Origin of the sequence: Janthinobacterium sp. KBS0711, assembly GCF_000988085.1 — a bacterium.
Classification (GTDB): Bacteria; Pseudomonadota; Gammaproteobacteria; order Burkholderiales; family Burkholderiaceae_D; genus Janthinobacterium; species Janthinobacterium lividum_E.
Window position 1 is genome coordinate 368,019 of the sequence record NZ_LBCO01000035.1, and the last position, 13,897, is coordinate 381,915.

A 13,897-nucleotide genomic window follows, 5' to 3' on the forward strand; every position below is an offset into this window, starting at 1 on the left:
CGCTCCGTTTGCTTGATTGCTTATTGCGCAGACAATATATGCCGGCGGCGCGCGCGTCAATGCAACATGCCAAAGATCATGATCAAAACGTTACTTTTTCACGGCTTGCGGGAACTCCACGCGCACGCACAGGCCGCCCAGGCGTTCGGATTTATCGAGCACCAGGCGCGCGCCGTGGCGCTCGGCGATGGCCTTGATGATGGCCAGCCCCAGGCCGCTGCCGTTGGCGTCCGTGCCGGGCACGCGGTAGAAGCGGCTGAAGACGCGCTCGCGCTCTTCGGGCGGGATGCCGGGGCCGCTGTCTTCCACCGATAACGTCACGCCGACGGGGCTGGCGCGCAGGTCGATGTCGACCGTGCCGCCCTGCGGCGTGTATTTGATGGCGTTGTCGACCAGGTTGCGCAGCATGATGTTGAGCGCATCGGCCTGGCCCGCCACCTTGGCCGCGTCCATGTGATGCAGGCCCAGGTCGATCTTGCGCGCCTGCGCGATGCCGGCCATGTCGCCCAGCGCGCGCTTGACGACGTCGTTCAAGTCCACCGCCTGCAGCTGGTCGCCGCTGGCGGCACTGGCTTCCTGGCGCGCCAGCACCAGCAACTGCTCGACCAGGCGCGTGGCCCGCTCGATGCCGGCGCTCACGCGGGAGATCGCCAGGCTGCGCTTTTCTTCCGACTCGGCCCGTTCCAGGCTCAATACCTGCAGCTTCAATGCCGCCAGCGGGGTGCGCAATTCATGCGCGGCGTCGGCAACAAAATGCTGCTGCGCGTCGAACGCCGTTTTCACGCGCCCGAAGAGCAGGTTCAATTCATGCACCAGCGGGCGCACCTCGTCGGGCAAACCCGCTTCCGAAACGGGCGACAGATCGTCCGCCTGGCGCGCCGCCACCTGCTTGCGCACGCGCGAGACGGGCGCCAGCGAACCGCTGACGACCCACCACACGACAAGCATCAATATCGGCGCCATCAGCGCGATGGGCCCGACCGTGCGCAACGCCAGGCTGCCGGCCATGCGCTTGCGCACGGCCATGTCCTGGGCGATCTGCACGGTCTGGGAACTGGTTTGCACGGAGAAGATGCGGTAGGTGGTGCCGTTGGCCTTCACGTTCGAAAAGCCCAGCACGGCGCGCTGCGGCAGTTCCGCGCGCGTGATCGAGCGGAAGACCTGTACGCCGTCCGGCGTCCACACCTGCACCACCATGTCGTTGTTGACGGGGTCGGCCGGCAAGGCTTGCGCATGGTTGGCCAACGGCGCGCCGGAGCGCAGCGACAGGGCCATCTGCTGCATGTGATAGTCGAAAATCTGGTCGGCGTCGTACAGGGCGCTGCGGTAGGCGATCGACGCCTGCGCCAGGGCCGCCATGATGATGGCCGCCAGCAAAAACCACAGCAGGCGGCCGCGCAGCGAATGCGTCACCGTGACCTTCATCCTCATGCCTTGGGCACCATGTAGCCGAGGCCGCGCACGTTCTGGATCAAGTCGCTGCCCAGCTTCTTGCGCAAGCCGTGGATATACACTTCCACGGCATTGCTGTTGACTTCATCCTTCCAGCTGTACAGTTTTTCTTCCAGCTGCGCGCGCGACAGCACGATGCCAGGACGCGCGATCAAGGCTTCCAGCACGGCCCATTCGCGCGCCGACAGGTTGACGGGATGCCCTTCGGCGATGACTTCGCGCGTCAGCGGATTGATGGACACGCCCTGGTGTTCGAAAACCGGTTCCGGCCGCCCCGAGGCGCGCCGCAGCAGGGCGCGGATGCGCGCCAGCAGTTCGTCGAGGTCGTACGGTTTCAAGACGTAATCGTCGGCGCCCGCGTCGAGGCCCGCGATGCGCTGCTCGATGGCGTCGCGCGCCGTGGCTACCAGCACGGGCGTGTCAAGCTTGCGCAAGCGCATCGAACGCAGCACGTCGAGGCCATCCTTGCGTGGCAAGCCCAGGTCCAGCAGCACCAGGTCATAGGTCTGCGTCTGCAGGGCCGTGTCGGCCATGTCGCCATCCTTGACCCAGTCCACCGCGTAATGCTCGGCGCGCAGCAAATCGAGCACCACTTCGCCGATCATCGTATCGTCTTCTACCAGCAATAAGCGCATGGCTTGCCTCTCTATCTTGTTATGCTTGCTTTCACCCCAAAAGATGAAAAGCTGGGGTCGGCCCCGACGGGGGAATGTGTCCCAATGTGACACATTCCGATCACGAAGTAACTGACCCCGGTACTCATTAATTAACCTAAACGCACGGGAATAAAAATCTTGTCGGGACCGCGCTGTATCAGCAAGGCGACCGACTTGGCGGATTTTTCCACCACGTCGCGCACCTGCTCGACCGTGTTGACGGGACGGCCATTGACCGACAATAGCACGTCGCCCGGCTGCACCCCGGCGTTGGCCGCAGCACCGCCAGCGTCTTCCACCAGCAGACCGGCACTGATGCCCGCCTCGCGTTTTTCATCCGATTGTAACGGACGCAGGGCCAGGCCCAGCTTTACCTTGCCGGCGGCGCTGTCGCTCTTCGCCACTTCGGCCACCTTGTCGGCCGCATTGCCCAGGGTTGCCGTCAGGCTCACGATCTTGCCGTCACGCCAGACATCCATGCTGATCTTGTCGCCTGGCAAGGACGTGCCCACCAGCGCCGGCAAGTCGGCCGAGCCGATAATGCGCTGGCCATTCACCTTGCGCACCACGTCGCCCGATTTCAGGCCCGCCTTGTCGGCCGGGCTGCCCCGCTCCACATTGGCGACCAGGGCGCCTTCCGGCGTGGCCAGCTTGAACGAGTCGGCAAAGCCCTGGTTGACTTCCTGCACCGTCACGCCCAGCTTGGCATGGCTGGCCTTGCCGGTGGCAACGATCTGGTCCTTGATGCGGCCCGCCAGGTCGATCGGGATGGCGAACGACAGGCCCTGGAAGCCGCCCGTCTGGCTGTAGATCTGCGAATTGATACCGACCACTTCGCCGCGCGTGTTGAACAGGGGGCCGCCCGAGTTGCCGGGGTTCACCGCCACGTCCGTCTGGATGAAGGGCACATTGCTGTCGTCCGGCAGGGAACGGCCCTTGGCGCTGACCACGCCGGCCGTCACCGTGCTGTCGAAGCCATAAGGAGAACCGATGGCCAGCACCCACTCGCCCACTTTCAGGTCGCTCGAATGGCCGAGCGGCACGACGGGCAGGTTGTTGGCGTCAATCTTCAGCACGGCGATATCCGTCTTCGGATCCGTGCCCAGCACCTTGGCGCGGAATTCGCGGCGGTCGTTGAGCTTGACGGTCACTTCGCGCGCATCGCGCACCACGTGGGCATTTGTCATGATGACGCCGTCCGGGCTGACGATGAAGCCGGAACCGAGGCCGTGCGTGGGCACGTCGCGGCCACCGCGCTGGCCGCCTTGCGGCCCCTGGAAGCGGCGGAAGAATTCGAAGAAGGGGTCGTTGCCGAAGTCGTCATTGCCGGCCTGGGCCGATGGGTCATAAGCCACCTTGGTGCTGCCCGTGACGCTGATATTGACGACGGCCGGGCTGTTGCGCGCGGCGATCTGGCTAAAGTCCGGCAAGGCCACCAGCGGCGCGCTGGCGGCGGGCGCCACGGCAGCGGCCACGGGGGCGGCGGGCGAGCCAGCGGCGGCATTCGCGCCTGCATTGTTTTGATGCACCACCATGGCGCCACCGGCGCCCAGCACACCGATCGCGGCCAGCGCGGCTACGGTGCGTTTGATTTTCAGGGATGCGGTATTCGTTTGCTGTTCCATGAATTGCTCCTCATTCAATGAGATTTTGATGTATGCAATAGTGGGCCACGAGTCTTAGGCGCTGCTTAACATTTTTCTATTTGGAAACAGGCGTTTGCGCCTTTAAGCATGGCTTAATCTGGCGTGTTGCGTGGCGGTCAATGGAAGCCCGAACGGCCTCCGGACGTGACACTGGCCGGATCAACCGGCCAGTATTTTACTGCATGGGGAGGCGATATTGCCTCCCGTTAATGCCAGCGCGTGGCGCCGGGATCAGATCAACTCAGCTCAAGCTGCCTGACGCTGTTCCAGCACACTGACGGTATCGCTACCGGCGCCGATCTCGATCTTGCGCGGTTTCAGCGCTTCCGGCACTTCACGCACCAGGTCGATGGTCAGCATGCCGTTTTCAAACGTGGCGCCCGTGACCTTCACATGGTTGGCCAACTGGAAACGCTGTTCGAAATCGCGGGCAGCGATGCCGCGGTGCAAGAACGTGCGCTCGACGCCATCTTTCTGCTTGCGGCCCGTGACATGCAGGGAATCGCGTTCGGTGATGATGTCGATCTCTTCACGCGAGAAACCGGCCAATGCCATCACGATGCGGTACTTGTCTTCCGACACCAGTTCGATGTTGTACGGTGGATAGCTCGGTTGCGCATCGGCGCGTTGTTCGTTGAGCAGTTGTGCCAGACGGTCAAAGCCAATGGCGGAACGGTACAGGGGAGCAAGGTCAAAAGTACGCATGATAAATATCCTTTTCAAATGAAGCGATAAGAGGGGCGGACCTCACGATGAGCATCCGCTTGTTACCGATATACGGCCTCTCCAGCTCCTTTCAAGGCCTTGAAATTGGCGAAAAGCGCCCCAGACGCCGCTCAATTTGTAAGAAATTTTTACATGGCCCATCCTTGGGGATTTTGCATGGCGCCCCCTATGCGGGGCCGGCTTTTGGTGTATGCTGGCGGAATGAATAATGACACCGACATCCAGCTCAGCGGCCCCTTCAAGGCCACCGACGGCTCCGGCCGTGCCCACGACATCAAGGCCATCCGCATCTTCGACGAAGGCTACGGCATCATCGACGTCTACGTCGATTTCGCCGCCCCGCTCGAAGCGGGCGCCTACAAGGACAAGACCCTGGTCGGCCACATCCTGGCCCGCCTGCGCAGCCTCGGCTACGTGGGTCCCGACTTCGGCCATGGCGACCTGGGCTTGCAAGACAAGAAACTGATCGTTCTGGAAGCGCCCGAGGAATTCTCGGCCTTTGCCGTGAGCAAGGGCTGGAAAGATCTTTCGGCCGAATTTGACGAAGACTGATCCGTTTTCTCCCCCACCTGCGCCGCGTCAGCTTCTGCTGTCGCGGCGTTTTTTATGGGCGACCACTTAGTTGCTTAGCTGACTTAGCTGATATAGCGCGCGCTCCACGCGGCGATGACGTTGGCGACGTAGGCCGCGTCATCGCGCCCCGTCAACAGATGGTCGGCGTCGTCGAGCGAAACGAAGCTTTTCGGGTGCTTGGCCGCAGTAAAGATATCCATCGCATTCGACAAGCTGACCGTCGTGTCGTTCGGCGCGTGCATCACCAGCAGGGCGCGGCGCAGGCCGGCGATGTGTTCCTTTAAACTGTGGCTGCCCGCGTCGTCGACGAATTGCTGGCGGATGCGGAAGGGCCGCCCTTCCAACTGCACCAGCGCCTCGCCTTCGGCTGCGATTTTTTCCAGGTGGTCGCTGAACATGCGCGTCACGTAGGCGGGCGTGCTCGGGGCGGCCAGGGTGGCGATGGCGGTGGCTTCCGGCACTTGCGCGGCAGCGGCCAGCACGGCAGCGCCGCCCAGGCTGTGGCCGATCAGCAATTGCGGCGCGGCGTGTCTGGCGCGCAAAAAATCGGCGGCGGCGACCAGGTCGTCCACGTTCGACGAAAAATTCGTGGCGGCGAACTCGCCCTCGCTGGCGCCCAGTCCCGTGAAGTCGAAGCGCAGCACGGCGATGCCGTGCTCCGTCAAGCCCTGCGCGATGCGCCGCGCGGCCAGCACGTCCTTGCCGCAGGTAAAGCAGTGGGCGAACAGCGCATAGGCGCGGATGGCGCCGTCGGGTGCATCGAGGCGCGCCGCCAGCACATGGCCGTGCGCGCCGGGAAAATCTTGCCGGGTGGATTTCATTGTCTCAGATCAAAGCTGCCGCGCAGGGCGGCCGATGGCGCATTGTAGCGCCGCCCGGCCGCCGCCTGCGTTAATCCCTCTTGGGAATATTGACGCCTTTGGCAACGGCTGGCCTGGCCAGGAATGCATCCAGCACGCGCTGCACATTCGGGAAGTTATTAAAACCGACGAGCTCGCCTGCGCCATAAAACCCCACCAGGCAGCGCACCCAGGGGAAGATGGCGATGTCGGCAATCGTGTACTGGCTACCCATGATCCAGTCGCGGCCCTGCAGGCGCTGCTCGAGTACGCCCAGCAAGCGCTTCGCTTCACCGATATAGCGCTCGAGCGGACGCTTGTCCTCGTACTCCTTGCCGGCGAATTTGTGGAAGAAGCCCACCTGGCCAAACATGGGGCCGATACCGCCCATCTGGAACATCAGCCACTGTAGCGTTTCATAGCGCAAGCCCGCGTCCTGGGGGATGAACTTGCCCGTCTTTTCGGCCAGGTACAGCAGGATGGCGCCCGACTCGAACAGGGCCAGCGGCTTGCCATCGGGACCGTTCGGGTCGAGGATGGCGGGAATCTTGTTGTTGGGATTGAGGGACAGGAACTCGGGCGATGTCTGGTCGTTTGTCTCGAAGCTGACCAGGTGCGGCTCGTACGCCAGGCCCAGCTCTTCCAGCAGGATGGAAACCTTGATGCCGTTCGGCGTCGGCAGCGAGTACAGCTGCAGGCGCTCGGGATGCAAAGCAGGCCATTTTTGGGTAATGGGGAAGTCGGAAAGCTGTGTCATGGATATCCTTTGTTTCAATGAAAGATGCGGCGCCGGGAAGCCAGTATAGCCAAGCACGGCAATTTCAGCAGGACAGCCCATTCAGCCAAACAAGCCATGCAAAAACCAGCGCGGCGCGGCGTCTTCTGCGCTGCCGGCGATGCGCTCAAGGTAGACCCAGTAATGGGCGTGGTCGAGGCCTTCGGCGATGAAATAATCACGCGCCTGCGACTGGCCCCACCAGCCCGCCTCGATGCGTTCGGCAACGGACACCATTTTCAAGGGCGAGCCATAAAACGGCCGGTGCTCGCGCATCAAGAGGGCGATGGGCTGGGCCAGCAGCCAGCCGGGACGGGGCATGCCGGCCAAGCCGGGCGGCAAGTCCGGCTGCGCGTTTTTTGTGCCGACCTTGGCCGGCAGCGGCAGCCACAGGTTGGCCGCTTCGGGACGGTAATCGGCGCGCGGCGCGGCCTGCAAGACATTGTCCGTGCCCAGGCGCGCCACCAGCAATTCCAGCAAGCGCTGGCGCTCCTGCGGCGTGCCGCCCGGCTCGGGGAACAGAGTGTCGCTGGGCGGCGCCATCGGCTGCACCTGCAGCGCTTCCAGGGTCAGGCCGATCACGGGCGCGTCCAGCGCCAGCTGCGCCAGGCGCTCCTTGAGCAGGCGCACCAGATGCTCGTCGCGCCACACGGCCTCGCCCAGCGCCAGGTCGATGACGGTGGGCGGGCGCGCCACCCTGCCCCGCTCGTGCGCCAGCAGCAGCTGAATGCGCTCGACGGCGAATTGCCGCGCGCACAGCCAGCCCGTCATTTGCTGCAGCAGGCGGCGCGCGCCGAACAGCAGCGCGTCGGCGTGCTCCACGCGGTCGAACAATTCCAGGCTGGCGCGAAACGTGGGCGGCGCTTCGAGCCACACGAACAATTCCGTGCTGTGGCCATGCGCATCGTCGAGCATATCGAGCAAGGCTGCGCCGCAACGGCGCTGCAAGCCGGGCCGCGGCAAGTGGCGCAGCTGCCCCAGGGTGCGGCAGCCGATGCCCTCTAACCAGTCGAGCCAGGGGCGCGCAGGCGGCAGCAAGGCGCACGGCAGGCCATCAAGGCGGCGCACGAGACTGGCCATGCCCAGCACGCGGCCCCGGCGCGTACCGGCGCGCGCCAGCAGCCAGGCGCCGCGCGCCGTGGGCGCGCACGACAGCTGGGCCGTGTAACCGAGCGCGCGCAAGCTGGCCGCGATGTGCCGGCACAGGGCGCGCACGCCGCCGAACAGGCGCAGGCTGGCGCCCGCATCGACGAGCAGGGTCGCTTCCTCGCCTTGGGCCACCAGCGGAGAATATTGCAGCAGCGCCAGCGCCACCGCTTGCAGGGCTTGCGCTTCCAGTTCAAGCGAGCGCTCGTGCAGGCGCGCCTGCGGCGCCAGCATCAACGCACCGGCACGGCGCATGCCCGGCTTGATGCCGGCCGCCAGCGCCAGCGGCGACACGGCCATCACTTGCTCCTGCTCCAGTACCACGCCCAGGTGGTCAGCCGACCAGCGCGGGCAAAATACTTCGAGCGGGAGCCGGGGCAGGCACAGGCCGATCCAGAGTCGCATGGCGTCGCAATAATGAAGGAGGTTGCAGGGGCAGGAACAGGGGCGCGTCGCGCTGCGGTCCCCGGCGCTTGATGAAGCCGATCTCGATGCCGCCGGCGGCCGGGCGCACGGACAGGCGCAGCGGCGCCGGCGACGCATCCTGCGCGCCGTGCAGCGGGCGCAGCATGCAGAACAAGGTATTACCGCTTTGCGCGGCCAGGTGCAGGCGGCGCAGGCTGTCGGCGCGCACGTGCGGCTGCCAGAACAGCAAGGCGCCGCACGTACCGCTGCGCAAGATGTTTTCCGCCGCCCACAAGGCATCCTTGCTGCCTGTGCTTTTGAGCCACAGCAGCTGCGACGGCGCCAGCCCCTGCGCGACCAGGGCCAGCGCCTGCGGCGGATGGGGTGGCTGCAGCAGCACGATGGGCAAGCCCTGCAGTTGCGCCAGCGCGGGCGCCAGCAAACGCAATTCGCCGCTGCCCGGCTGCTGCACCAGCAGGTCGATCAGGCTGCCGCTGGGCCAGCCGCCACCGGGCAGCTGCGCGGACAAGGCGGCAAAGCCCGTGTCCAGGCAGCGCGTGGCACCCTGTCCCAGCTGCGATGCACGCCATAAAGACGGGTGCAAGGCTTCCGGCGAGGCCATCAATTGAGAATGTTGCATCATTGAATAGAGAGGTTGATACTGTATGCATATACAGTACTATCCAGACCCGCTTTTGGCAAGGTTTATCTGAATGCCACCAGCGCCGGGGCCGCTCCGCCATGTCCGAAAAACCCCGTTTTTAGTATCGATTGCTGTACCATAAGCACTCTCCTTACCGCTCGGCAATGCACCGGGCGGCTTCCTCCGTCCATAAGGAAACGCATTTGACCACCATCCAAATCATCAGCGCCATCGTCTTCGGCCTCGCGCTCATCCACACCTTTGCCGCCAAGTCGTTTGAAACCTTGTCGCGGCGCCATCCCCGCCATGCGGGCCTGCTGCACTTGCTGGGCGAAGTGGAAGTCGTGTTCGGCTTCTGGGCCTTCATTTTGATTATCATCATGGCCTTTGTCTCGGGCAGCGATGCAGCCATCGAGTATGCCGAGTCGCGCCATTACACGGAGCCGCTGTTCGTCTTTGTCGTCATGGTCGTGGCCGCCTCTCGCCCCGTGCTCGACGCCGTGCAGCGCCTGCTGAAAAGCGTGGCGCGCGTGATGCCGCTGCGCACGGAACTGGCCCTTGTCTGGCTGGGACTGGCGCTCGTTCCCCTGACGGGCTCATTGATCACGGAACCGGCCGCCATGACCCTGGCCGCGCTGATGCTGGCGCCGCAAATCTTCCGCCCGGGCATCCCTGAATGGCTGAAATACGGCGCGCTGGGCGTGCTTTTCGTCAACGTTTCCATCGGCGGCACCCTCACCTCGTACGCGGCGCCGCCCGTGCTGATGGTGGCCACCACGTGGAACTGGGACAGCGCCTTCATGGCCAGCCATTTCGGCTGGAAGGCCGCCATCGCCGTGCTGGTCAACGCCACGGGCGTGAGCATTTTGCTGCGCAAATACCTGCACAGCAACACCTCCGACATCAAGCCGAAGGCCGGCGAAGTGGAAGCGCCAAAAGTGCCGCTGGCCGTCAGCCTCGTGCACATGATCGTGCTGGCCGGCGTGGTCACCCTGGCGCACCATCCCGTGCTGTTCATCGGCCTGTTCCTGTTCTTCCTCGGTTTCGTGCAGGCGTATGAACGCTATCAAAGCCCGCTGATCCTGAAGGAAGGCTTGCTGGTGGGCTTCTTCCTCGGCGGCCTGGTGGTACTGGGCGGCATGCAGCAATGGTGGCTGCAACCCATCGTCTCGAGCCTGAAACCGCTGGCCCTGTTCTTCGGCGCCCTGGGCTTGACTGCCATTACCGACAATGCGGCCCTGACTTACCTCGGTTCGCTGATCGTCGGCATGACGGACGAAGCGAAATACATGCTGATGGCCGGCGCCGTGGCCGGCGGCGGCCTGACCGTCATCGCCAATGCGCCGAATCCGGCCGGCGTGGCCCTGTTGCGCCGCGGCTTCAAGGATGAATCGATCGGCGCCGTCGGCCTGCTGGCCGGCGCCCTGTTGCCGACAGCCGTGTCTGCCGTGGCCTTCCTGGCCCTGTAAGCCTACTCACGGGGCGGCTGCCGGCCGCCCCGCTACTCTTCAGTTTCCTTCATACACGAGGAAATGCAGCCGGTCATAGAACAGGCTGTAGGCATAGTCGAACGTGCCCACGCTGCGAAACCCTTTGTGCAGATACACTTGCAGCGCTTCGCTCTTTTCCCACACGGTCAGGGTGATGCGCGCGCAGCCCTTGCGGCTGGCCAGGTCACGGATTTCATGGAACATTTGCCTGAACAGGCCCTGGCCCCGGTATTTCTCGTCGATGGCCAGGCTACTGACGAAACAGTCGTCGGCACGCGCATGCGCGAGCACGAATGCGTCATACGCATCGTCGAGCGCCTTCATGTCGTCGCGGTAATATGAGACGGCGTCGCAGGCCTGGAACTCGTCCATCGTCGCGGCCGTGAAAAAGCCGATGAAACGCCCGTCCTCGTCATGCAGGCCGTGGATATGCGCCAGATACGGGTCGATGTTTTGCCGCCGCTGCAATTCGACGAATTGCAGATTGAGTTTATTTCCAAACGAGCAGTATTCGAGGTAGCTGGTAGCAAACAGCAGCTTCGCCATGCGGTTCTTCGTCTCGTCATCCAGCAGTTCGCCCGGCACCAGCGTGAGCGGCGCATGCGACAGCAAGTCCGCCTGCGCCTCGTCAGCGGATGGGGCGGCATCGCTGACGGCCGGCATGCGGCTGCCGTGGCGGCCCACGGTGGGACGCCAGAAATTGCCGGCGGCAATATGCTGCGAACGGTGGGCCAGCAGGTAGCGGCAAAAGACGCTATTCACGCGGTCGAGCTGCGGGTCGTCCGACAGCACCGAGTAATAGTGAAAATGGTCGATGTCGGCCCGCAGCTGGGCCGCATACGCCATGCGCGGCACTTCCTCGATATCGAACACATCGACGATGTCGGGCAGGCTCAAAGGATCGTCGAGCCGCCAGTCGATGTCGTCGAGCCTGGCGACGCAGCGCGCATACGCGCGCCGTTCCTCGTCGCTCAGGGGAATGTGCATGTCGGTAATGATATCGTCCAGCAAACGCATGCCGCGGATGCCGCCCACCACCGCTTCCCGCGCGCCGTCATACAGCACGCAATAACGCTGGTAGAACTCGGCATGGCTGAGCACGGTCACGCCCAGGTTCTTCTTCCATTCCGCATAGAACTGGCCAAACAGCTGCGCCTCGAATTGCGGGCAGGAACGGGGGATCTGCGCATCGATGCCTGCATAGGCAAGGTTCACATTGCGCTGGATCACGCGCAGCGCCGCATCGTTCTTCTTGGCGATCAGCATGCCCGTTTCATCGAGAAACAGATTCATCCAGCTGACGTGCCGGCGTTCTTCGCTGTCATCAGCGTTGCGCTGGAAATAATCGGGCACTTCCGGCTTCATCAGGAAAATCGTCGCCGGATTATGCGGGATCGTATCGACATCCATATACATGCCGCCGTATTCGCACATGATGAGGATGCGGAAATAATCGGACAAGGTGGCGAAGTAGCGCTGCGTATGCAGGGTATCGAGGATGCCGAAGCGGGCCGGCGCGAAATCGAGCGCCAGCGCGCGCAGCGAATTGATATGCAGGGTCGTGCCGCCGATGGCGTAGCGGCCTATCGTGTAGCGCCCGGCGCCGCCCGTGGGGCTGAAGCGCTCGTCATTGCGCAGCTGCTGCGCATCCCACACCCACAGGATGGAAACGTACGGCGCGCCGCCGTTATGCCGCACCTCTTCCAGGGCCGCGTCCCACTGCTGGATCGCTTCGGCCGCGATGGCCGGCAGCGGTCCGCCCATCCAGATGCGGTGCAGATAGCGCTCGTCGTCGCCGAGCGCGCGCGTGGGGATGCAGCTGAGCGAGGAACAGCTAGCCGCATTGAAATGGTTGAAGTTCAGGGCAACGAAGCTGCGCAGGGCCGCGATGCCCGCCTGATGCTCCGCGGCCAGTTGCTCCAGGTCGCTGTCGGCCGGACGGACATCGGCCAGCGTGATGTAATCGAGTTTCAGCCGGTTGATGCGGAACTCGTATTCCAGGTTGAAAATCTTTGCTTGATCGTGTTTCGAGGCCAGGTCATCTATTTTCATGGGCGCACCATTTTCCGCAGGAGAGTGTCAATAAACTTCGCAGGGGGTAAAACAAGGTCGAGAACAAGCGCATCGTTGCGCCATCAGTGCCGGGCCAGCCGCACCCCGCTTTCCTGGCGCCCCGCCATGCCCCGTGTAAACAGCAGCAGGCAGGCCGTGATGACCACGATGACGGGAATATTGAGCAGCGCATACGTTTCCAGCGCATAGCCGAAGCGCTGGCACAGCACGTTGTACAGCTGCAGCCAGGCGGACAGATAAATGCAGTACAGCAAGCTCATGGCGGCCGTCGTCAAGGTCATCGATTCCTTGCTGGCCGTGATCGCGCTGCGGATCAGGGCGCCGTTGAACAGGCCGAAGCCGATGGAATAGACAAACATGCAGGCGGCAAACACGTCGACGTGATGGCGGCCCGCGCCGGCGCCCAGCATGCCGGCGGCCGCGATCAGCCCGCCCAGGCGCAGCAGGGAGACGAGGGGGAAATCCTGGCGCAGGCGCTGGATGGCAATGCTGCTGAGAACAAAGCCAGACAAGATCACGCATTGCAGGGCGATATACGTGGCGTAGGGCGCGCCCATTTCCTGCAGCACGAAGATGGGCGAAAAACCGATCCAGGCCGTCAGGGGCACGGTGGCCAGCCCTGCCGTGAACATGCCGAACATGAAGCGCCCGTTGCTGAAAATGGCCGCATAGCTGCGCACGATGGCGGCCAGGTCCGGGCGCGTGACTGCTGGCGCCGTACGCGGCATGGTCTTGAACAGGCCCAGCAAGGACAGCAGCGCCAGCAGGCCCGAGAGGAAAAAGACGTAGCGCCAGTCCAGCCGGCTGATGATGGCGCTGCCGAGGATGGGGCCGGCCAGGGGCGCGAGGATGGTGGTGCTCGACAGGATGCTGCTCAGCTTGACGGCCGCCATGTCGTCGAACAGTTCATGGATCATGGCATAGCCGACAAAGATGAAACAGCAACCCATGCCCTGGATGAAACGCACGGCGAGAAATTGCTCGATTGAGGCGGTCAATGGCACGGCCAAGGTGGCCAGCAGGAACAAGGTATTGCCAGTCAACACCAGCTTGCGCTTGCCGATGGTGTCGGCCAGGGGCCCGAGGAAAATCTGCAGCGAGCTGCCGCCCAGCAGATACAGGCTCAGGGACAGGGGAACGAACTTTTTCTCCGCCTGGAACTCCTCGACGATGCCCAGCATCGCCGGCATGATCATGTCGTTCGACAGATAGATGTTCAGTTCAAAGACGAGGAAAAACGCAAAAAACCATAACAATTGCTTGGACTTGATGGACATGGCGCGTTCCGTAACGTGGGTGGCTGCCGTCAGTGCGTATCAGCCGTCGGGGCATGGGACGGCGGACACAGCTTCACACTGAAAACGTGTACCAATTGTATACCAGTTAGTATTTTTAGCGCCTATTTTTGTGATTTTTAAATACCGCAGCAATACCACTTGAGTGAAATCCATGGTACTGCGGTATTTAGAATTC

At 63.3% G+C, this 13,897-nt stretch carries 12 protein-coding genes; 2 read left to right on the top strand and 10 right to left on the bottom strand.

Features of this window, described 5'->3' with window-relative positions; translation table 11 throughout:
• Nucleotides 1–90: 90 nt before the first annotated feature.
• From VM94_RS24780 to VM94_RS24795, 4 genes are all read right to left on the bottom strand, one after another.
• Nucleotides 91–1,425 carry an ATP-binding protein gene (locus tag VM94_RS24780; protein WP_046685864.1) on the bottom strand — a complete coding sequence of 445 codons (1,335 nt, stop codon included), beginning with the start codon at nt 1,423–1,425 and terminating at the stop codon, nt 91–93.
• Between the two features lie 2 nt (nt 1,426–1,427).
• Nucleotides 1,428–2,087, bottom strand: a complete 660-nt coding sequence (locus VM94_RS24785) for a response regulator (protein WP_034750756.1) — start codon at nt 2,085–2,087, stop codon at nt 1,428–1,430.
• Nucleotides 2,088–2,218: 131 nt separating this feature from the next.
• A complete protein-coding gene (locus VM94_RS24790) occupies nt 2,219–3,733 on the bottom strand; it encodes a Do family serine endopeptidase (RefSeq protein WP_046685865.1) in 1,515 nt (504 codons plus the stop codon).
• Between the two features lie 267 nt (nt 3,734–4,000).
• A complete protein-coding gene (locus tag VM94_RS24795; RefSeq protein ID WP_034750759.1) occupies nt 4,001–4,459 on the bottom strand; it encodes an Hsp20 family protein in 459 nt (152 codons plus the stop codon).
• A gap of 222 nt (nt 4,460–4,681) precedes the next feature.
• On the opposite strand from VM94_RS24795, the gene VM94_RS24800 reads away from it, so the two are divergent.
• Nucleotides 4,682–5,032, top strand: a complete 351-nt coding sequence (locus VM94_RS24800; RefSeq protein ID WP_034783462.1) for a hypothetical protein — start codon at nt 4,682–4,684, stop codon at nt 5,030–5,032.
• A gap of 83 nt (nt 5,033–5,115) precedes the next feature.
• Here the strand turns inward: VM94_RS24800 and VM94_RS24805 are convergent, their stop codons facing one another.
• The 4 genes from VM94_RS24805 to imuA form a co-directional block, all read right to left on the bottom strand.
• Entirely contained in the window at nt 5,116–5,874 is a 759-nt protein-coding gene (locus VM94_RS24805) for an alpha/beta hydrolase family protein (RefSeq protein WP_046685866.1), read from the bottom strand.
• 70 nt (nt 5,875–5,944) lie between these two features.
• The gene (locus VM94_RS24810) at nt 5,945–6,649 is read right to left on the bottom strand and encodes a glutathione S-transferase N-terminal domain-containing protein (RefSeq protein ID WP_046685867.1); all 705 of its coding nucleotides are present in this window, start codon (nt 6,647–6,649) and stop codon (nt 5,945–5,947) included.
• Between the two features lie 81 nt (nt 6,650–6,730).
• The gene (locus VM94_RS24815; protein WP_082127902.1) at nt 6,731–8,218 is read right to left on the bottom strand and encodes a Y-family DNA polymerase; all 1,488 of its coding nucleotides are present in this window, start codon (nt 8,216–8,218) and stop codon (nt 6,731–6,733) included.
• Entirely contained in the window at nt 8,148–8,858 is a 711-nt protein-coding gene (gene imuA / locus VM94_RS24820; protein ID WP_046686253.1) for a translesion DNA synthesis-associated protein ImuA, read from the bottom strand. The genes VM94_RS24815 and imuA overlap by 71 nt, the downstream gene beginning before the upstream one ends.
• 206 nt (nt 8,859–9,064) lie before the next feature.
• On the opposite strand from imuA, the gene VM94_RS24825 reads away from it, so the two are divergent.
• Entirely contained in the window at nt 9,065–10,330 is a 1,266-nt protein-coding gene (locus VM94_RS24825; RefSeq protein WP_046685869.1) for a putative Na+/H+ antiporter, read from the top strand.
• 39 nt (nt 10,331–10,369) lie between these two features.
• Here VM94_RS24825 and VM94_RS24830 read toward each other — a convergent pair whose 3' ends face one another.
• On the bottom strand, nt 10,370–12,403 hold the full coding sequence (locus VM94_RS24830) for a GNAT family N-acetyltransferase (protein ID WP_046685870.1): 2,034 nt from the start codon (nt 12,401–12,403) through the stop codon (nt 10,370–10,372).
• Between the two features lie 83 nt (nt 12,404–12,486).
• Entirely contained in the window at nt 12,487–13,701 is a 1,215-nt protein-coding gene (locus VM94_RS24835) for an MFS transporter (RefSeq protein WP_046685871.1), read from the bottom strand.
• Nucleotides 13,702–13,897 lie beyond the last annotated feature (196 nt).